The 19,081-nt window shown below is 70.0% G+C and carries 18 protein-coding genes; 6 read left to right on the top strand and 12 right to left on the bottom strand.

Going from position 1 to position 19,081, the window contains the following annotated elements; translation table 11 throughout:
- A partial coding sequence (locus ON19_RS10925; protein WP_043689730.1) for an ArsR/SmtB family transcription factor occupies positions 1–485 on the bottom strand: 485 nt, incomplete at its 3' end.
- 64 nt (positions 486–549) lie between these two features.
- On the opposite strand from ON19_RS10925, the gene ON19_RS10920 reads away from it, so the two are divergent.
- Complete coding sequence (locus tag ON19_RS10920; protein WP_083899282.1) at positions 550–1,377, top strand: isocitrate lyase/PEP mutase family protein; 828 nt, start codon at positions 550–552, stop codon at positions 1,375–1,377.
- Between the two features lie 141 nt (positions 1,378–1,518).
- Here ON19_RS10920 and ON19_RS10915 read toward each other — a convergent pair whose 3' ends face one another.
- The gene (locus ON19_RS10915) at positions 1,519–2,010 is read right to left on the bottom strand and encodes a pyridoxamine 5'-phosphate oxidase family protein (protein ID WP_043689729.1); all 492 of its coding nucleotides are present in this window, start codon (positions 2,008–2,010) and stop codon (positions 1,519–1,521) included.
- Between the two features lie 63 nt (positions 2,011–2,073).
- On the opposite strand from ON19_RS10915, the gene ON19_RS10910 reads away from it, so the two are divergent.
- Positions 2,074–3,045 carry a helix-turn-helix transcriptional regulator gene (locus ON19_RS10910; RefSeq protein ID WP_043689728.1) on the top strand — a complete coding sequence of 324 codons (972 nt, stop codon included), beginning with the start codon at positions 2,074–2,076 and terminating at the stop codon, positions 3,043–3,045.
- Positions 3,046–3,422: 377 nt separating this feature from the next.
- Positions 3,423–4,073 (top strand): DUF7691 family protein, encoded by a 651-nt coding sequence (locus ON19_RS10900; protein WP_043689725.1) that lies wholly within the window; start codon positions 3,423–3,425, stop codon positions 4,071–4,073.
- A 589-nt stretch (positions 4,074–4,662) separates the two neighbouring features.
- Here ON19_RS10900 and ON19_RS43675 read toward each other — a convergent pair.
- Both ON19_RS43675 and ON19_RS10885 read right to left on the bottom strand, forming a co-directional pair.
- Positions 4,663–4,911: a transposase gene (locus ON19_RS43675; RefSeq protein WP_227954908.1), complete on the bottom strand. Its 249-nt coding sequence runs from the start codon at positions 4,909–4,911 to the stop codon at positions 4,663–4,665.
- 154 nt (positions 4,912–5,065) lie between these two features.
- The gene (locus ON19_RS10885; protein WP_043689723.1) at positions 5,066–6,283 is read right to left on the bottom strand and encodes an epoxide hydrolase family protein; all 1,218 of its coding nucleotides are present in this window, start codon (positions 6,281–6,283) and stop codon (positions 5,066–5,068) included.
- Positions 6,284–6,345: 62 nt separating this feature from the next.
- On the opposite strand from ON19_RS10885, the gene ON19_RS10880 reads away from it, so the two are divergent.
- Complete coding sequence (locus ON19_RS10880) at positions 6,346–7,314, top strand: helix-turn-helix transcriptional regulator (protein ID WP_043689720.1); 969 nt, start codon at positions 6,346–6,348, stop codon at positions 7,312–7,314.
- 12 nt (positions 7,315–7,326) lie between these two features.
- On the opposite strand, the gene ON19_RS10875 is transcribed toward ON19_RS10880, so the two are convergent.
- Positions 7,327–8,427, bottom strand: coding sequence for an FAD-dependent monooxygenase (locus tag ON19_RS10875; RefSeq protein ID WP_043689717.1), 1,101 nt, complete (start codon positions 8,425–8,427; stop codon positions 7,327–7,329).
- A 111-nt stretch (positions 8,428–8,538) separates the two neighbouring features.
- Between ON19_RS10875 and ON19_RS10870 the strand changes: the two genes are divergently transcribed.
- Positions 8,539–9,096: a TetR/AcrR family transcriptional regulator gene (locus ON19_RS10870; RefSeq protein ID WP_043689715.1), complete on the top strand. Its 558-nt coding sequence runs from the start codon at positions 8,539–8,541 to the stop codon at positions 9,094–9,096.
- 82 nt (positions 9,097–9,178) lie between these two features.
- Here the strand turns inward: ON19_RS10870 and ON19_RS10865 are convergent, their stop codons facing one another.
- The 7 genes from ON19_RS10865 to ON19_RS10835 form a co-directional block, all read right to left on the bottom strand.
- The gene (locus ON19_RS10865; protein WP_438803634.1) at positions 9,179–10,477 is read right to left on the bottom strand and encodes a type III PLP-dependent enzyme domain-containing protein; all 1,299 of its coding nucleotides are present in this window, start codon (positions 10,475–10,477) and stop codon (positions 9,179–9,181) included.
- A 39-nt stretch (positions 10,478–10,516) separates the two neighbouring features.
- Complete coding sequence (gene ppc, locus ON19_RS10860; RefSeq protein WP_372478699.1) at positions 10,517–13,288, bottom strand: phosphoenolpyruvate carboxylase; 2,772 nt, start codon at positions 13,286–13,288, stop codon at positions 10,517–10,519.
- Between the two features lie 66 nt (positions 13,289–13,354).
- Positions 13,355–13,774 carry a VOC family protein gene (locus ON19_RS10855; protein WP_043689713.1) on the bottom strand — a complete coding sequence of 140 codons (420 nt, stop codon included), beginning with the start codon at positions 13,772–13,774 and terminating at the stop codon, positions 13,355–13,357.
- Positions 13,775–13,962: 188 nt separating this feature from the next.
- Positions 13,963–14,520: a GTP-binding protein gene (locus tag ON19_RS10850; protein ID WP_051168728.1), complete on the bottom strand. Its 558-nt coding sequence runs from the start codon at positions 14,518–14,520 to the stop codon at positions 13,963–13,965.
- 16 nt (positions 14,521–14,536) lie between these two features.
- Complete coding sequence (locus ON19_RS10845) at positions 14,537–14,878, bottom strand: DUF742 domain-containing protein (protein ID WP_043689710.1); 342 nt, start codon at positions 14,876–14,878, stop codon at positions 14,537–14,539.
- On the bottom strand, positions 14,875–15,303 hold the full coding sequence (locus ON19_RS10840) for a roadblock/LC7 domain-containing protein (protein ID WP_227954909.1): 429 nt from the start codon (positions 15,301–15,303) through the stop codon (positions 14,875–14,877). The genes ON19_RS10845 and ON19_RS10840 overlap by 4 nt, the downstream gene beginning before the upstream one ends.
- Positions 15,300–17,759 carry a sensor histidine kinase gene (locus ON19_RS10835; RefSeq protein WP_227954910.1) on the bottom strand — a complete coding sequence of 820 codons (2,460 nt, stop codon included), beginning with the start codon at positions 17,757–17,759 and terminating at the stop codon, positions 15,300–15,302. The genes ON19_RS10840 and ON19_RS10835 overlap by 4 nt, the downstream gene beginning before the upstream one ends.
- A gap of 314 nt (positions 17,760–18,073) precedes the next feature.
- On the opposite strand from ON19_RS10835, the gene ON19_RS38820 reads away from it, so the two are divergent.
- Complete coding sequence (locus ON19_RS38820; RefSeq protein WP_157229651.1) at positions 18,074–18,577, top strand: DUF3558 domain-containing protein; 504 nt, start codon at positions 18,074–18,076, stop codon at positions 18,575–18,577.
- Positions 18,578–19,081 lie beyond the last annotated feature (504 nt).

The raw sequence follows: 19,081 nt of genomic DNA, 5'->3' as shown, positions 1-19,081 counted from the left end.
GGGTCGACGCCCATCGAGCCGGTGAGCCACGCCGAGCCGGAATCGGTGAGGGCGAACCCGCCGTCACCGTGCAGCAGGCCACGCGCGGTCATGGCGTCGGTGATCGCCACCCCGAGCCGGCCCGCGAGATGGTCGTAGCAGGTGCGGCCACGAGCCAGCGCGGCGGCGACCGTGGCGGTACGCAAGCCGGTCACCGGGCGGCCGGACGGGTCGAGATGGGCGACCATGCCCTCGAGCAGTTCCGCGACCTGCGGACCCGCCAGCTGCACGTAGCGGTGCCTGCCTTGACGGTGTTCGACCAGCAGGCCGCCGTCGCGCAGACGGTCCAGATGCTCGGTCGCAGTGGACGCGGCGACACCGGTGTGGCGCGCGAGCTCGCCGGCGGTCCACGCCCGTCCGTCCAGCAGGGCGAGGCAGATGTCGGCGCGCGTGCGGTCGGCGAGCAGGGCGGCGAAGCCCGCCAGTTCGGCTCCTCTGGTCGGCACCACTCCATGATGGCGGCCTCTCGTTTCGGCGGGCGCCGAAACGTGCCGTGGCTACCGTCGCGGCATGACTACGTCTTCTCCGGCGCCCGGCGCGGCCACCTCGCCGACCAAGTTCGAGATCTTCCACGGTCTGCATCACCGTGACCGGCCCCTCGTCCTGCCCAACGCCTGGGACTTCGCCTCGGCCGCGCTCCTGGCGACCGAGGGATTCCCGGCGATCGGCACCACCAGCCTCGGCGTGGCCGCCGCGGCGGGGCTGGCCGATGGGGCGAGCCTCACGAAGGCGGAAACGCTCGCTTGCGCCCGTCGCCTGGCGCGGCTGCCGATCCCCGTGACCGTCGACATCGAGGGTGGCTTCGACGAGCGGCCCGGCGCGGTCGCGGATTTCGTCGAACAGCTCGCCGCCTGCGGGATCGCGGGCGTCAACCTGGAAGACGGCCGTGCGGGATCGGCGCTGGCGGCGCCGGAGCACCAGGCCACACTGATCGCCGCGATCAAGGAGCGCACGCCGGAGTTGTTCGTCAATGCCCGTATCGACACCTACTGGCTGTGCCTCGATCACGGCTCGACCCACGCCCGCGTGCGACGGTACGCGGCGGCCGGAGCCGACGGCGTCTTCGTGCCGGGCCTGACCGACGCGGAGCGCATCGAGCGGATCGTGGCGGCGACCGAATTGCCGGTCAACGTCCTCTATGCGGCCACCGGCCCCGGCATCGCGACGCTGACCGGACTCGGCGTGCGCCGGATCAGCACCGGGTCGCTGCTCTACCGCTCGGCGCTGTCGGCCGTGGTGGAGGTCGCACGCGCCGTGCGGGACGACTTCCCCGTTGCGTCCGGCATTGTCAGCTACACCGATATCCAACGCCTGCTGCCTGCGCACACCAGGCCGTGAGCAGCGATTCGTCCGGAAGCGCGGACCACTTCGCCCTCAGCCGTCGGCGAGCGGGTCTACTCCGGCCGTGTCGTCTGCGACGCACGAGTCGGCGATGCCCCCGACGCGTCCGGCCGGAGCAGCGCCGTTTCCGCCGCCCAGTCAGTGCTTCTGCACCACACGCTCGCCTTCGCCCGGCTTCCAGATGGTGATGTCGAGGTGGTCGCCCGCTACCTCCACCGTCGACGCCCCGGTGAGCTCGGCGACGTAGAAGTGGTCGAACTCCTGACCTCGGATGTCGAAACCGGTCTCGTCGAACAGTTGCTGGGCGAAGCGGGTGTGCACGTCCCGGTCGGGGAGGTCCACGACGGTGCCGAACAGTTTGGCGTCGCCGTCGGACACGTTCGTGTCGACGGTGGCGGTGTGCAGGCAGAAGCGCGGATCCCGGGCCAGGTCGCGGAACTTGGTGGTGCCCGGCATACCCGCGATCACGAGCAACCCCTCGAAGACCCGCGGCTCGATCGGGCTGATCCGCGGGTAACCGTCGGAACGGAGGGTGCCGAGCATGCAGAGATTCCCCGCGGCCCGGTGCCTGCGCAGGAAGACCTCGGCGATGTGCGGCGCTTCTTCGGTGAATCGGCTCCAAGTGGTCATGCCGAGGACGGTACGGGGAAAACTTGCCGTCTTCTGTCAGGGTTTCCGGCTAGTGTCGCGGGCATGCGGGCGAGTCGACTGGTGCAACTGCTTCTGCTGTTGCAGACCCGAGGCCGGCTGACCGCGCCCGAACTCGCCCGGGAACTGGAGGTCTCGGTGCGCACCGTCTATCGCGATGTCGAAGCCCTCTCGGCGGCGGGTGTCCCGGTCTACAGCGAGCCGGGCCGCGCGGGTGGCGTGCGGCTGCTGGACGGCTACCGCACCCGGCTCACCGGCCTCACCACCGACGAGGCCGACGCGGTGCTGTTGACCGGCTTGCCCGGCGCCGCAGCCGATCTCGGGCTGGGCACGGTGCTGGCCACCGCGCAGTTGAAGGTGCTCGCCGCGCTACCACCGGAACTGCGCGGACGCGCGACGCGCATCGCCGAGCGGGTGCACGTCGACGCGCCGGGCTGGTTCCACCGGCCGGACGAGACGCCGACGCTCGCGACGATCGCCGACGCGCTCTGGCACGACCGCACGCTGCGCGTGCGCTACGGGCGCAAGGACAACGTGGTCGAGCGCTCGCTGGACCCGCTCGGGCTGGTGCTCAAGGCAGGCACCTGGTACCTGGTCGCCCGGAGCGGGCGCACGCCCCGCTCGTATCGGGTGGGCCGGATCCTCTCCGCCGAACCGACCGGCGAATCATTCACTCGCCCAGTGGAATTCGACCTGCGCGCGCACTGGACCGAAGCCGCCGACGATTTCGCGCGTTCGATGCTGCGCGTCCGGGCGCGCTGCCGGATCGCCGCCACCCACCTGCGGTTGCTGCGGTTGATGAACGATCCGGCAGCGGTCGCGCAGGCGCAAGCCTCCGCGGGACCGCCCGATGCCGAAGGGTGGGTCGAAGTGGTCGTGCCGTCCGAGTCCTTCGAGGTGCTCGCGCACGCACTTCTTCCACTTGGCGAGTTCGTGGAAGTGCTGGAACCGCCGCAGCTGCGCGCACAGCTCGCGGCGACGGCCGCCGCCATGCATGCGCGCTACTCGGGAGGTTAGATCTCCCGCACCTGCCCGGTTCGGCTAGGGCGTGTATCGAAGTGAGTGAGCAGTGGGGCGGAGCCATTGGTTGATCGCGGCGATGTGGATTGTGGCGAGGTAGCGGACGGCGAGTTCGTCGAACCGGGTGGCGACTGCTCGGTGTTGTTCGAGTTGGTTGATGCCGCGTTCGACTGCCCAATCTCGCCGGAACCATCTTGCCGCCATCTCAGAGCAATGGCCACAGTCGACGAATTGGACGCACTCGGAGCGCGCATCAAGAAGGCCGGCGACCTCAACTGCCGGCCAGATCAGGCACGCAGGCAGCAAGGCGTCCTTCCCGACGGAGGCAACTGGACGTGGGAGTTTTGTCAGCGGGGCTTGCGAATATGACTCGCATGAGTCACAACATCAACTACTCCACCGCCGACAAGGCGCACGCCCTGGCCTACCTGGGTAGCAACGGCGCCCTCACCGGCGAACAGTTGCGCCGCCTCGATATAGCGCGCAAGAACGCCCAGGCACGCCAGGACGATCTCGACTACTGGGACGTCGATTGGGGCCTTTCCATCCCCGACGCCCTCGATCACCTCATCGCGGGACACACCGACTCAACCGCGAAGTGCGCGGGCAACGCATACCACGCCGCGTTGCAGCACATCATCGACTGCAACGCCAGCGACCCGGCGACGCTGAATACTTACTCTGATCCCGCCAAGTTCTTCAGCCTGCTGGACGACGAGATGCACCGGCTGGGCGTACCCACCGATCTTCTTCCGTACGGTTACCTCTACGGCGGACTGCCCGACGGGTTCCCGCTCCTCCCACCACCGGTCGACGGCTACCCGACCATCGGCTACTTGCCCTTGGCCAACGCCAAGCCTGCAGCCGACGCATACCGCGCTGTCCTGGATCGGATGGACCCCGACGTTCAGTACGACGTTCAAGAACTCATCGACAAACTCACTTTCGAGCACAACGAGTGGGAGTTCGCCACCAGGCGGGTCGACTGGTACACCCAGGACACACTCTTCTTCTCACTCACCTGACCACCCGGTGGGCTGTCGATGCCCGTCAATCCCCCAGCGCTGCGTTCGAGGCGGGCAATCGGCCATTTCGTCGTGCGTCATCGCCCGGCAGCGACCTGGACGACCGGCCGTAACCGCCCTACCAGGGGTCACTGTCCGGGGGCGCAGGGCACCTCAAAGCCATTGGTTGATAGCGGCGATGTGGGACCGGCGGTGACCGGCTTGATCGGCCGGCACCGGGATCGTGGCTTTGATCCCGCGCCGACGCAGCCAGTCGCGGTAGCAGCGCCGGGAATAGGCCTTGTCGGCGAGTACTCGGTCCGGTCGTCAGCGGGCGCGGCTGCCGGATCTCGGGACTGCGATCCGGTCGAGGACCGCCGCGAATTGCGGGCTGTCGCCGGCCTGGCCCGCGGTGAGCAGCATGCTCATCACCCGGCAGCGGTCTTCGCAGGCCAGATGGAGTTTTGTTGTCCATCCGCCTCGGCAGCGGCCGAGTGCGTGGTCGCCGGGTTCGCACTCACCGGGTCCGCTCGGTGGTTCGATTTGGTTGCCCGGGCCACTGGCACGATCGCACCGGCGGCCTCGGCGAAACATTGCAGTGCTTTCAAGATCAGTGCCCAGGCCCCGGCACGCTGCCATCGCCGGAACGTCCATAGACCGCCGACCAGGATCCGTAGTGGGCTGGGATGTCGCGCCATGGGCAACCGACCCGGGTCCGCCACCGGATCCCGTCGATGAGCTGTCGTTTCGTCCACAGGGGCGGACGAGACGCCTTCTGGTTGCGGGGCAGCAGCGGCCGCAACCGCGCCCATTGCGCATCGGTCAGATCCGCGCGCCCCATCACCGTTACGCTGGTCATGAGGTCTCCGGCCGGTCTTCGGTTTTACTTGGTCGTTCAACCGACCTACCGGAGACATCCTTTATTCGCCAATACAGGCAACGGCATTCAGAAAAAAGCGGGTCAGCAGGCACCGCTGCACCGTGCCAGCACACCCGCTACTTCGACAGACGCTCTAGCGCCGGGTGCGGAAGAACTCGCGTACGTCCGCGGTCAGCAGGTCCGGCGCCTCCATCGCCGCGAAATGCCCGCCGCGGTCGAATTCGGTCCACCGGACGATGTTGTGCGCGTCTTCGGCGAGTTTGCGGATCGAGAGGTCACCGGGGAACAGCGCCGCCGCGGTCGGCACGTCGGACTTCCGCACCGGCGCTCCCCAGGCCTCGGATTCGCTGTAGAGCCGCAGTGAGGAGGCGAAGGTTCCGGTGAACCAGTACAGGCTGACATTGGTGAGCAGCGCGTCCCGGCCCACCGCGTCCTCGGGCAGTTCGATCGCCGGATTCGTGTACTGCCGGAACAGGTCGGCGATCCAGGCCAGCAGCCCGGCGGGCGAGTCCTGGATGCCGATCGCCAGCGTCTGCGGACGGTTGGCTTGCAGCGTCGCGTAGTCGTAGCGGGCATAGCTCTCCGGGCCGGTCAGCGTGGCCAGCTTCGCCTGATCCTCCGGGCTGTACTCGGCCTGCGCACCCGCCGAGGACCACTCGCCCGCAGCCGCCGATTCCTCCGTCCCACCCCAGGAGTCGGCATCGCCGCTGTCCCACGCGGGGATCGTGATCGGACCGTTCACGTACAGGCCCGCGAGGCGGTCGCGGGCGATATGGCCCAACCGAGCGGCGATGAAGTACCCCGCGTCACCGCCCTGCACGCCGTAGCGGTCGTAGCCGAGGCGCGCCATGAGCGCCGCGACGACCTCCGCGAACCGCTCGGTCGAGCCCGCACCCGGGTCCGGGGACACCTCGGAGAACGCGAAGCCCGGCAGTGAGGGCACGACCAGGTGGAACGCGTCGGCCGGGTCAGCGCCGTGCGCGCGGGGATCGCTCAGCGGTCCGAGCACCTCCAGGAACTCGACGAACGACGCGGGCCAGCCGTGGTTGAGCACCAACGGCAGCGCATCCGGCTCCGGCGAGCGGACGTGCAGGAAGTGCACCTGCTGCCCGTCGATGCCGGTGACGAAGTGGGGCAGTTCGTTCAGCTTCGCTTCGACGGCGCGCCAGTCGAATTCGCTGCGCCAGTACTCGGCCAGCGGACGCAGATAGGACACCCGCATACCCTTGTCCCACTTGGCGCCGGGCAGGTCGCTCGGCCACGGCGTGTCGGCGAGGCGGCGGTGCAGGTCGTCGATCTTCTCCTGCGGGATATCGATGCGGAAGGGGCGAATGTCCTGGTCGGTAGTCATGTCCACCACGGTAGGAAGCGCTTAGGACGCGATCGTTCCTAAGTTTCCGGCATTCTGGCATAGTGCTCGAAACGTCGGCTCGCCTGCTCAAACTGCTGGCCCTGCTGCAGACCCATCGCGACTGGACCGGCGCCGAACTGGCCGAACGGCTCGGCGTCACCGGGCGCACGGTGCGCCGCGACGTCGATCGGCTCCGGGAACTCGGCTATCCGGTCCACGCCACGCAGGGCGCCGCCGGGTACCGCCTCGGCGCGGGGGCCGCGCTGCCGCCGCTGCTGCTCGACGACGAGGAAGCCGTCGCGGTGGCGGTGGGCCTGCGCGGCGCCTCCGCCGGCACCGTGACCGGGCTCGAGGAGGCGTCGCTGCGCGCGCTGACCAAGCTGGAACAGGTGCTGCCGCCCCGCTTGCGCCATCGGGTCCGCACACTGCGCGGCGCCACCTTGCGCGTCGGCGCGCCCGGCAGCGAGGTGCGTCCGGACATCCTCCTGGCCGTCGCCGAAGCGTGCCAGCGCCACGAACGGTTGCGGTTCGACTATCGCGCGCTCGACGGCGCGCCCAGTGTCCGCACCGTCGAGCCGCACACCCTTGTGCACTTCAGCAGGCACTGGTACCTGGTCGCCTGGGACGTGGACCGCGCCGACTGGCGCACCTTCCGTGCCGACCGGATCACCCCGCGAATCCCGACCGGTCCCCGATTCGCACCGCGTGAGCCGCCGGAAGGTGATGTCGCGGCATATCTTTCGATGCGGCTGTCCACCCGGGCCTGGCCGCAGCAGGCGACGGTACTGCTGCACGGGTCCGCGGAGTATGCCGCCGATCGTGTCTGGCCCGGGATGGGCGTGCTGGAGGCCGTCGACGACCACAGTTGCCGCCTGCTGGTGGGCGCGGAAACACCTGAGCAGCTGGTGTGGATGATCACCTCGGTCGATCTCGACTTCACACTGCTCGCCGGTCCGGCGGAACTCGTCGAAGCCCTGCGGGCCCAGGCCGCCCGATGCGAGCGAGCACTGCGGGCCTTCCCCGCACCGTAGCGGCCGCGGCGGCTAGCAGCGCCAATCCAGGACGGAGGCGAGCGATCTGAGCTGCACCGAGGCGGGGATCGCCCGCACCACGGCATCACGGAACGCGACGGCGGGCGGAAACGACAGTTGCGCCGCCGCGCCGAGCCGGCGGGAACGGGACGCGATCATCCGGGTGCGCGGCCGGCGCTCCCGGTCGTAGCCGGCCAGGCCGCCGCCCGCGGCGGCCACCCTGCTCAGCACCACCGCGTCCTCCAGCGCTTGGCAAGCGCCTTGCCCGAGGGTGGGCAGCATGGCGTGCGCAGCGTCGCCGACGAGCGCGATCCGCCCTGCCACGAAGGTCTTCAGCGCGGGCAGGTCGTAGAGATCGTGCTTCAGCACCTCGGCGCCCTCGGCCGCGGCGAGCAGAGCGGGAATCGGCTCGTGCCATCCGCCGAACCGGGTGCGCAACTCGGCCGATCCGCCGCTGGGCGTTGCCTCGGGCATGTTCGCGGTGGCGAAGCAGTAGACCCGGCCGTCCACCAGCGGGACGTACCCGAAACGCTCACCCCGTCCCCAGCTTTCGCCCATCTCGGTGACCGGCCTGCGCGGCATGACGACCACCCGCCACGCGGTGTAGCCGCCGTAGCGTGGCCGCACCTCGCCGCTGACCGCGCGGCGCACGACACTGCGGATGCCGTCGGCGCCGACGACGACGTCGCCGCCGGACGTTCCGGCCGAGTGCACGACCGTGCCGTCGACTCTCGCCTCGGCCACGGTGACGCCGGTGCGCACAGCCTCCGCCGGGAGCGCCGAACGCAGCACGTTCACCAGGTCGGCACGGTGCATCATGATCGGGTTGCCGTACCTCGCCCGGATCGCCTCGGTGTCCATCCTGGTCAGCCACCGTCCCGCCCGGTCACGGATGCCCGCGGCCCCTTGCTCGACCGCCCGGGCCCGCACCTGGTCGCCCACGCCGAGCGCGTCGAGGGCGCGAAGGGCGTTGGGCCACAGGGACAGCCCGGCACCGACCTCGGTGATCTCGGCGGCGCGCTCGAGCACTTCGACGCGCCATCCCTGCCGCAGGAAGGCCACGGCCGTCGCCAGACCGCCGATGCCACCGCCCACGATGAGTGCCTCGGGCATGGTTCCCCTTTCTCCGGACCGCTCGGCGAGCAGCCGCCCCGGACGATACTACGAATGTAGTAGCAACGGGCGGGACTGTAACTCGTATCACTACCGCTGTAGTATCGAGAGATGTCCACCAAGCGCGAACTCGTCTTGGACGCGGCGATCGAACTGCTGGGCTCCCGCGGCACCCGCGCGCTCACCCACCGCGCGGTCGACGAGGTCGCCGGCATGCCCGCCGGGTCCGCCTCCAACTACTTCCGCACCCGGGAAGCGCTGCTGATCGGGATCGCCGAGCGTCTCGAGGCACGCGACTACGCGGATTGGGACGCGCTCAACCGGCAGCCCGCCCCCGGCACCATCACCGAACTCGTCGACGGCATGGCGGCTTTCGTCGTCCACGCGGCGCGGACCGACCGGGTGCGGACACTGGCGCGCTACGCACTGTTCCTGGAGGCGCAGACCATGCCCGCGCTGCGCGAGACCGTCCGGCGCGGGCAGCGCAGGCTGACCGAGTGGGCCGCGGGCCTGCTGGCGGAGGTCGGCGGCGATCAGGCGATGACCCGGATCTTGGTCGGCCAGTTCGACGGAATCATCCTGCACCAATTGGTGAACCCCGCGCCGGAATTCGATCCGCGCCCGGCGCTGGATCGGTTGGTACGCGCCCTGCTCGCTTCGAACGGCTGACGAAGGCGGCACCTCGCCTCGGTCACGGACGGTTCGCACTACCCTGCCGCGCAGGGAGATCCGCCCATTTCGTACCGGAGCGTCAGAAGAACGTGTGCAGGAAATCGACCACCCGCGGCACCGGAGCGTCGGCGTCATCGATCACGGGAACGAGCCGCCATTTGTCGAAGGCGGTGCACGGATGCGAAAGCCCGAGGCGCACCACCGCGCCGATCGGCAATTCCGTGGCGGCGCCGCGCGGCAACCGGAGGAACGCGTGCTGGTCGTTGAGCGCCGACACCGTCGCGTTCCCGTCCAGCGCACCGCCCCCGAGTCCCGCGACGCGTTGCGGAATCGGCATCCCCTCGTCGAAAGGCAGATCGCGTTTGCCCGCGTCGAGCAGGGCCAATCCCGGCTCCGGGCGGGAAAGGTTGCGCGCCCAGCCGTGCATCGCCGAGCGCAGCGGCCGCGCGCACTCGGGCGACGCCAGCGGCGACATGCTCGCGTAGAAGCCGTCGTCGTGGATGACGTACGCCCCCGAGCGCAGGACGACCGTCGTCGCGACACCGTGCCTGCCCTGCTCGTCGGAGAGCGAGGCCAGGTACTCCACCGCCAGTTCCGGATAGGCGCTGCCACCGGCGGTGACGATCGCCGGACACCGGTATCGCCCGGCCGCGGCGAGTTCACGGTGCAGACGTGCGAGTTCGCCGAGGTAGTCGCGCACCGCGCGGATACCGGACGCGGTGCGGTCGTGCGCGAGCGCGCCTTCGTAACCACCCACTCCGGCGAGCGTCAGCCGGGACGCCGCGTCGATCGCCCGCGCCACGGCGTGCGCCTGGTCCACCGTGCGCGCGCCGGTCCGGCCGTGCGGGCCGCCGAGTTCCACGAGCACCCCGATCCGCTCTCGTCCCGGAACCTCGCACAGATGCGCGTCCATCAGCACGACCGTTTCGACGCTGTCGGCCCAGCAGACGAACTCGAAAGACGGGTCACGCTCCAGTTCGGCCGCCACCCAGCGCAATCCGACCGGGTCGACCAGCGCGTTGGCCAGCAGGATCCGCGCGACGCCGAAGGATCGCGCCACCTGCGCCTGCCAGATGGTGGCCAGGGTGATCCCCCACGATCCCGCGGCGAGCTGGTCGGCCCACAGCCGCGGGGCCATCGTGGTCTTGCCGTGCGGCGCCAACCGCACGCCCGCCGCGCGCACCCACTCGGCCATGACCGCGATGTTCGCCGTCACGGCGGCTCGATCGACGGTGAGCACCGGCGTCTCGAGCTGGTCGAGCGTCGGTGCGGTGGTGAGGAATTCCCGCACGGTGCGGCCCCAGGACGCGGGTGGCATGCCCTTGTGCTCGGGACCGATCCGGCGGTCCGCGAGCGCCGCTACGGCTGCTTCGTCGATCGACACGACGTTCCTTCCTACCGGAACCGGCTCGGCGGCTCAGCCCGAGTTGCGCAAGGCGGTGGCCAGGCCGTTCATGGTCAGCAGGATGCCACGTTTGACCAGTTCGGAGTCGTCACCGGCGCGCAGGCGGCGCAGCAGCTCCACCTGCATCTGGTTGAGCGGCTCCAGGTAGGGGAAGCGGTTGTGGATGGACTCGGCCAGCGACGGGTTGTCGGCCAGCAGGTGATCGTTGCCGGTGATCGCGGCGTGCATGCGGGCGGTCCGGGCGTGTTCGTCGCGGATCATGCCGAAGATCTGCTCCCGTAGCGCCACGTCGTCCACGAGTTCGGCGTAGCGTGCGGCGATATCCAGATCGCTCTTCGCCATCACCTGCGCCAGGTTGGACAGCACCGTGCGGAAGAACGGCCACCGGCGGTACAGGTCCGCCAAGGTCGCCAGGCGCTGCGGGTCGCCGCCGATCCACTCCTCCAGCGCGGTGCCGGTGCCGTACCAGCCGGGCAGCATCACCCGCGCCTGGCTCCACGACATCACCCACGGGATGGCCCGCAGGTCCGCGACGGAATTCGTCGGCTTGCGGGACGCGGGCCTGCTGCCGATGTTCAGGTCGCCGACTTCGGCGACCGGCGTGGATTGGCGGAAGTACTCGACGAATCCCGGCGTTTCGTGCACCAGCCGCGCGTACGCCGCGCGGGCGCGAGCGGCCAGGTCGTCCATGATTCCGTAGGACGGCTCGGCGTCGGCGCCGAGGCCCTCCACGTCCAGCAGGGTCGACTCGAGCGTGCCCGCGATCAGCGACTCCAGATTGCGGTGCGCCGCACCGGTTTCCGCGTATTTGGCCGCGATCACCTCGCCCTGCTCGGTGAGCCGCAGCGAACCGCGCACCGCCCCCGCCGGCTGGGCGAGGATCGCGTCGTAGCTACGGCCGCCGCCGCGACCGACCGTTCCGCCCCGGCCGTGGAACAGCCGCAGCCGGATGCCGGTCTTGCGGGCGACCTCGACCAGGTCCAGCTCCGCCCGGTACAGCGCCCAGTTCGCGGCCAGATATCCGCCGTCCTTGTTGGAGTCGGAGTAGCCGAGCATCACCTCTTGGCGCATCCCCTGCGCGGCCACCAGCTCGCGATAGACCCCGACCTCCAGCGCCGCGGACAGCGTCGCCGCCCCGGCGCCCAGGTCCTCGATGGTCTCGAACAGCGGGACGATGCCCACCGGGCAGCTCGGCGGCCCGTCCGGCTCCCCCGGGTCCAGCAGCCCGCCCTCCTTCAGCAGCAGGGCGGCTTCGAGCAGATCGCTGACCGACGTGCACATGCTGATGACGTAGTTCGGCACCGCCTCCGGCCCCAGCGTGTCCACCACCTCCCGCGCGGCGCGGACGATGTCGAGTTCCTTGACCGCGAGTTCGCTCAGCCGTGCGTGCGGGCCGAGCAGCGGGCGCCGAGTGCGCAGCTCGGCGGCGAGCAGTTCCACCCGGCGCGACTCCGGCAGGCTCGCGTAGTCGGAATGCACCCCGGCCCAGGCCAGCAACTCGGCGACGACCTGCTCGTGCACCTCGGAGTTCTGCCGCATGTCCAGGGCTTGCAGATGGAAGCCGAACGTTTCCACGGCGTAGCGCAACGCGGCGAGGCGATCGTCGGCGATCAGGCCGTCGCCGCTGCGCCGCAGCGAGGCGTCCATGGCGTCCAGATCGTCCAGCATCGCCTGCGGGGACGGATAGGGCCGCGCCCCGGAGTCCAGGCCGTTGGGCGGAACCTCGCCCAGCGCGGACAGCGCGGTAGCGGTCAGCCGGGCGCGAACATGATGCAGCGCGCGGCGGTACGGCTCGTCGGCGTGCGTGGCCGGATCCGGGTAACCGGTCTCGGCGAGGGCGGCGACCTCCGGCGTCACCGTGACCAGGCGGGCCGACAGCGACAGCGTCTTCTCCAGTTCCACCAGCTCGCGCAGGTAACGCTCGAAAGCCACGCCGGCCGCGCGGTACGCGGCCTGACGCACGACATCGGCGGTGACGTACGGGTTTCCGTCGCGATCGCCGCCGATCCACGAGCCGGGACGCAGGATCGGGCGCGGCAGCAGCTCCACACCGGGCCAGCGCGAGCGCAGCGCGGCGCGCACTTCGGCGTTGATCGCGGGGATCACGTCGAACAGGGTGAGGTCGTAATAGCGCAGACCCACCGAGATCTCGTCCTGGATGCGCAAGCGAGCCAAGCGGATCAGCGCGGTACGCCACAGGCTCAGTACATGACGTCGGATGCGCAGCTCCAGATCGGCCCGCTCCCGCTCGCTCTGGGCGTAGCGCTGGCGCAGACGCATCAACTCGGTGATCCGGGCCTGCGCGTCGAAGACGGTGCGGCGGCGCGTCTCGGTCGGGTGCGCGGTGATCACCGGCGACACCAGCGCGTCGGCCAGCAGATCGGCGACCCGGTCTCCGTCGAGCGCCGCCGCGTCCAGCCTGCGGTAGGTCGCCGCGAGCGAGGACTCCTGCGGCGGTTCGCCCGCCGACTCGTGCGCGGCGCGGCGGCGGTCGCGTTGGATGTCCTCGGCCAGATTGGCCAGCAGCACGAAATAGCTGAACGCGCGGATGAGCGGAAGGGCGACCGCGATGTCCACACCGTCCAGCATCTCCGCGACGGCGCTGCGCTCGACCTCCTCGCGGCGCACCCGGAACGCCTCGATGCGCACCCGCTCGATGAGGTCGAAGACCTCCGGGCCCTCGTGGTCGCGAATGGTGTCGCCGAGCACGCCACCGAGGAACCGGATGTCGTCGCGCAGCGGCCGGATGGCGTCCTGTTGGATCTCGCTCATCGTTTCGCCCATGATCAGACAGTATTGCCCTGCGGCCTGCGGGGGAATGCGACGCGGCCCACACCGGCCGCGCCCGGATCAGCCCGGGAGTTCGGAGAAGCGCAGGTGGTTGCCCCACGGGTCGCGGAATCCGCAGTCGCGTACCCCGTACGGCTGCGAGATCGGCTCCTGCGTCACCTCGACCCCGGCGTCGCGCAGCCGGGCGAAGGTCGCGTCCACGGCGTCGGTGGTGAAGATCAGCGTGCCCTGCGCGCCGTTGGCCAGCCGAGCCCGCGCCGCCGCACCGGCGGCCTGGTCCGGCACCATCTCCGGCGTCTCCAGAATGAACTCGATACCCGGCTGCTTCGCGGGGCCGACGGTCACCCAGCGCCCACCGGCGAACGGCATGTCCGCGCGCACCTCGAGTCCGATGAGGTCGCGATAGAACTCCAGGGCCTTGTCCTGGTCACCGACCAGCACGCCGATGTGGGTGAGGGCGAGGTCCGCGCCGTTGCTCATGATGATGCTCCTTGTCGTCGTTCGGGAGGGGCAACAGTACAGACGCCGGACGCCCGGCGAATTCATCGGCGACGACCTCCGGATTTTCGGCCGGTGCCGCGGTGCACCCTCGTTCGGGCGACGAATGTGGCACCGGCCGGATACTTCGTACCGCCGACCAGCCCCGATGGGGGCGCTGAGCCCATGTCTCATGCGGTGAGCTGATCCGGGCGGTGCAGCAGTACCTGTTCCAGCAGCGAAACCAGTACCTCTTTGACCGAATCGCGAGACCTGGCATCGCACTCCAGCACCGGGATCCAGTTCTCCAGCTCCAGCGCCTCGCGAACCTCGCCGAGGTCGAAGTGCGCGCTGCCGTCGAAGCGGTTGACCGCCACGACGAAGGGCGTGCCGCGTTCCTCGAAGTAGTCCAGCACCGGGTAGCAGTCGTCGACGCGGCCGGTGTCCACCACGATCACCGCACCGAGCGCACCGTCGACCAGGTCGTCCCACAGGAAGACGAAGCGGTCCTGGCCCGGCGTGCCGAACAGGTACAGGATCAGCGAACTGTCCAGGGTGATGCGGCCGAAGTCGAGGGCGACCGTGGTCTGCGTCTTGTCCGCACGGTGTGCGAGGTCGTCCACGCCGACGGCCATCTCGGTCATCGCCGCCTCGGTCACCAGCGGCTCGATTTCGGAGATGGCTCCGATGAACGTCGTCTTCCCGACGCCGAACCCGCCGCTGATCACGATTTTCACCGAGGACGGCATGGTCGGCGTTCGCATGTCAGAGTGCCCGGACAAGGTCCCTGATCCTCTCGATGGCAGCGGCGGTGAGCTGGTCGGCGGCGCGCACGGTCACGTGTCCGGTCGCGGCCAGGTCGCTGACGACGACCTTGGCCACCCCGATCGGAACCCGCAGCGCGGTGCCGATTTCGGCGATGGAGTGCGGCTGCTGGCACAGCCGGACCAGGGTGCGCTGCTCGAAGCGCAGCGGCGCGGACAGCGCGGCGGGCTCGGCCCGCACCAACGTCTCGATGCGCAGCCCGTCCAGCAGTGGCGTGGTGCGTCCGGCGGTGACCACGAAGGGCCGCACGAATCGATCGTCGGCGGCGGATTCGCGTCTCATCGCCGCAGCGTCTCGCGCAGTTCGGCGATGAGCGCGGGATCCAGCAGCGCGCCGGCGCGCTCGGCGAGCACCGCCATCTCGTACCCGACCAGACCGACGTCACAACCGCTGTCGGCGATCACGCCGAGGCAGCTGCCGTCGCCCAGGGCGGAGACGAGCAGGAAGCCGCGCTTCATCTCGATCATGATCAGCTTCAGGCCGTCGAAGGAGTAACTGCGCGAGGCGCTTCGGGCGAGCCCGACCAGCCCGGACACCATGGCGGCGAGCCGGTCGGCGGAGGTGCGGTCCAGGCCGTCGGACATGGCGATGAGCAGGCCGTCCGAGGAGACCGCGACCGCCTCGCGTACACCGTCGGTCTCGCGGACGAAGTTGGCCAGCATCCAATTGAACGTGTGCGGGTCGGCGCTCGATATGTGGGTGGTCACCGGATCTCCTCTGCCATGGTCGCGGGCTGGAATTCGTGCGCTGTATCGGCGGCGCGGACGAGGTCGTCCTGCGCGGTGGCGGCGTGCCTTCCGGGCGCGCCACGCTGGTAGCCCGAGCGGAAGGCGGACAGCATGCCGCGGATCTCCTCGGGTGAGCGCTCGACCGCGGGTGCGGGCTCCGATCGCGGCACCGCGCCGGGCCGTGGACCGGTACCGGCTGCGCGGGCTTTCTTGTTGCGTTTGACCAAGCCGTTCTTGGTGTGCCGCGTCACGGGTTCGGAATCCGCTGCCGGGCTGCGCGACTCGAGGGCGGCGGCACTCGGCGCAGCCGCCGGTTCCGTCAGCGTGGCGACGACCGGGGTGTAGGCCGACGACCCGGCGTTCGTCCTGGATCGAGCCACGGTCGCTTCGGCAGCGGACGGACGTGGCCTCGGCGAACTCGAACCGATCGGGAGCGCAGCGGCGCGTGGCGCGGGCTCGCTCGGGTCGTCGCGCTGTAGCTGTCCGGTTTCGAGCATGCCCGGCGGCAGCGTCAGGCGCGCGACGATGCCGCTCACCGGCGAGACGCTCAGCTCGACGCCGATGCCGAGCCGCTCGGCGAGCCTGCCGACGACGTAGTGGCCCAGATGGCGGGTCGGCGCGACGACGAAATCCTGTTCGCCGCGCAGTCGTGCGTTGGCCTGGGCCAGGTGTTCGGCGGGCATGCCGACTCCGTGGTCGACCACCGCGAGCAGATATCCGTTCGGCCCGGCACGCCCGTAGATCTCGACCTCGAGATCCGGTGGGGAAAAGGCGAGTCCGTTCTCGATCAGCTCCGCGAGCATGTGCGCCAGCTCGCTGGCCGCCGCGCCCGTGACGAGCACCTCGTCCATCCGGCGCAGCACCACCCTGCGGTAGTCGTCCACCTCGGACAGGCCCGCGCGGATCACATCGCTCAGCGGGATGGGTTCGGCCCAGCGGCGCGGACTGGCCTCGCCGACCAGCACGAGCAGGCTCTCGGCGTTGCGTCGCATGCGGGTGGCGAGATGGTCGAGTTCGAACAGGTTCGACAGCGCCTTGGGATCGAGTTCCTCCCGCTCGAATTCGCTGATCAGGCCGAGCTGGCGGCGCACGAGGTTCTGGCTGCGCCGGGCCAGGCTGACCATCGACTCGGTGGTGTTGCGGCGCACCAGCGCCTGCTCCGACGCGAGGTCGAACGCGGTGGACTGCACCCGATCCAGAGCTCGTGCCACGGCGGCGATCTCGACGCTCGCGCCCGCCGGTGTCCGCACCGGAGCGGGCGGGTCCGGCGGGCGGGTGTCGTCGCCGGTGCGCCAGGCCGCGATCACGTCGGGCAGCCGCCGGCTCGATACGTCGTCGGCGTCCGCGGCCAGCATGGCCAGCGGCCGGACGATGGCGCGCACCGCGGAGACGACCAGCGCCACTTCCACCGCGATCGCCGCCAGCGCGGCGAGCACGAACGCGCCCAGGATCAAGGCGGCGTTGCGGCGCACTACCTCCGCGCGCGAGCCGATGTCGGCGCCGACCGCCTGCTGTACGGTGCGCTGCTCGTCGATGACCCCGGTCATCCCGGCCCACCAGGTGATCGCGTCGACCGGGCGCACCAGCGGTCCGGCGCTCGAGGCGATCGCGATGCTCTCCGACTCCGCGGCCCGGACCGCGCTGTCGCTGTCCAGCACGGCGTCCAACCGCGCGTGCTGAGCCGCGGTGGCGTCGCGGGCGAACGCGGCCAGACCGGCCAGCTTGGCCGCTCGGATGTCGAGGAACTGCACGTACTCGCCCGGCCCGAAAGCGCCGGCGGCGAAGACTCCGTTCAGGAAGCCGCGTTCGCGCGCCGTCTGTTCCTTGGCCTCGCCCAGCGCGTACAACGCTTGCAGACCGTGCCGGACCGCCGGATCGGCGGCCTGGTCGAGACCGAGGGGCAGGTGGTTCAGCGCGTCGATGGCGTCGGTGTAGTACTGGAAGGCCGCCTGCCGGGCCGTTCGCCGCTCATCGATCCGGGCGCGGGTCGCCTCCAGGTCGGTCAGCGGCCGGGCGGCCGCGCGCACCCGGTCCGCGCCGGGCGGGTTGTCCGCCATCGCACCCCGCAGCTCGCGCAGCGCGCGGTCGACCGCGCCGCGCTGGTCGGCGACGGGCTGGAGCAATCGCCCGTCGCCGCCGAGCAGGCCGTTGGTCAGGCCGCGCTCGCGCTGCGCCTCGTGCACCAAGTCCTGCACCGCCAACGCCAGCGATACCGCGGCCGCCGTGTCCCGGCTCCCGCGGTACGCGTCGACCTCCCGCGCGACCATCGCGCCCAGCAGCGCGAGCACCAGAACCAAGGAGACGACGAGGATTCGAGTCAACTGTCCGCGAATCGTGCGGGGGCGGACGATTCCGCTGCCCGACCCCTGCTGTTCGCCGGGCGTGGACAACCGTGTGCCACCGGATAATTCCGGTCGTCGACGTGACCGCACCACCCTCTGCTCCTCCGATCGGCCGCCGTGACCGCTGCACGGCGAGGACACGGAAATCAGGGGCAAACTTTCACAGGGCCTTCCCGGTGTCAACGCGAAATTCGGGCAAAACGGACACTGTGCGCACTTCTAAACACACTGGCAACCAACGGTTACCGGGCGCGACGAATCAGCGTCCGCTCGAGTGTGCGCCGAGTCACGCTGCCTGTTACCCGCGTTCGCCCGCCGCGAAACCCCTCGGCGCGACTCTGATACAGTCCGGCGCGACACACCGGAGGCAAGAGGGCGGGATGGCGCACCGAATCACGTTGGTTCCCTTGGCAATAGCACTTGTACTCGGACTCGCCGCTTGCGGCGACGAGTCCGGCGGGTCACCGGCGACAACCACCACGCAGGCCGCCGCGGGCACCTCCGCCGCACTGTTCGATCCCTGCACCGGCATCCCCGAAAACGCGCTGACCAGCGCCGGACTCGATCCGGCGAGCAAGCAGGTCGGCGTCGGCGGCGTCAAGCAGCCCGGCTGGGAGATCTGCGGATGGAAGGGCGCCGACTTCACCCTCGGGGTCTTCTCCAACACCTCGTCGGTAGCCGAGTTCGAGCGCAAGCCGGGCAATGTCGATTTCCAGGACATCACGATCGCCGGCCGCCCCGGACGCCAGTTCCGCGTCGACGACGCCGCCAAGGACCAGATGTGCGACGTGCTGTTCCCCGCCCGCCAGGGACTACTGCAACTGACGCTGGTCAACAAGACCGCAGGCCAGAACCCCTGCGACCGCCTGGCGAGCGTCGGCGAAGCGATCGTCCCCGCACTCCCGAAGTAGCGGAGTTCCGCGACGGCACGCTCCCGCCCAGCCAGGCAGACATCCGAGCGCCCGACGGCGGTCACGTCACGGCGAAGCCGCAAGTGCCGAACTTTCGACCGCCCGTCACACGAACGGCAAACACCAGGCGACCACACCGGCCCAACCCCCGGTTTCGAGCGAAGCCAGCCCCAGCATGCGCCGTCGGCTCACATCCGAGCCACCGCCACCCAGACGACGAGCAAGCGCCAAATATTCAAACCGCCAGTCACATCAACGGCAAACATCAGGCGACACACGCCGCGCCCCACGCGACCACACCGGCCCAACCCACGTTTCGAGCAAAGCCAGCCCCAGCATGCGCCGTCGGCTCACATCCGAGCCACCGCCACCCAGACGACGAGCAAGCGGCGAACATTCAAACCGCCAGTCACATCAACGGCAAACATCAGGCGACACACGCCGCGCCCCACGCGACCACACCGGCCCAACCCCAGCTTTCGAGCGAAGCGAGACCGAGCATGC

Origin of the sequence: Nocardia abscessus NBRC 100374, assembly GCF_000308455.1 — a bacterium.
In the GTDB taxonomy this organism is placed as follows: Bacteria; Actinomycetota; Actinomycetes; order Mycobacteriales; family Mycobacteriaceae; genus Nocardia; species Nocardia abscessus.
The sequence above is the reverse complement of the archived record's forward strand: the minus strand, read 5'-3'. Positions and strand labels throughout refer to the sequence as shown.

Bases quoted from the DNA above. Each gene is read 5' to 3' on its own strand.
- ON19_RS10845 (WP_043689710.1), bottom strand. From the start codon at position 14,878: ATGAGACGCGAATCCGCCGCCGACGATCGATTCGTGCGGCCCTTCGTG.
- ON19_RS10850 (WP_051168728.1), bottom strand. From the start codon at position 14,520: ATGCCGTCCTCGGTGAAAATCGTGATCAGCGGCGGGTTCGGCGTCGGG.
- ON19_RS10870 (WP_043689715.1), top strand. From the start codon at position 8,539: ATGTCCACCAAGCGCGAACTCGTCTTGGACGCGGCGATCGAACTGCTG.
- ppc (WP_372478699.1), bottom strand. From the start codon at position 13,288: ATGGGCGAAACGATGAGCGAGATCCAACAGGACGCCATCCGGCCGCTG.
- ON19_RS10855 (WP_043689713.1), bottom strand. From the start codon at position 13,774: ATGAGCAACGGCGCGGACCTCGCCCTCACCCACATCGGCGTGCTGGTC.
- ON19_RS10915 (WP_043689729.1), bottom strand. From the start codon at position 2,010: ATGACCACTTGGAGCCGATTCACCGAAGAAGCGCCGCACATCGCCGAG.
- ON19_RS43675 (WP_227954908.1), bottom strand. From the start codon at position 4,911: ATGACCAGCGTAACGGTGATGGGGCGCGCGGATCTGACCGATGCGCAA.
- ON19_RS10920 (WP_083899282.1), top strand. From the start codon at position 550: ATGACTACGTCTTCTCCGGCGCCCGGCGCGGCCACCTCGCCGACCAAG.
- ON19_RS10910 (WP_043689728.1), top strand. From the start codon at position 2,074: ATGCGGGCGAGTCGACTGGTGCAACTGCTTCTGCTGTTGCAGACCCGA.
- ON19_RS10885 (WP_043689723.1), bottom strand. From the start codon at position 6,283: ATGACTACCGACCAGGACATTCGCCCCTTCCGCATCGATATCCCGCAG.
- ON19_RS10875 (WP_043689717.1), bottom strand. From the start codon at position 8,427: ATGCCCGAGGCACTCATCGTGGGCGGTGGCATCGGCGGTCTGGCGACG.
- ON19_RS10900 (WP_043689725.1), top strand. From the start codon at position 3,423: ATGAGTCACAACATCAACTACTCCACCGCCGACAAGGCGCACGCCCTG.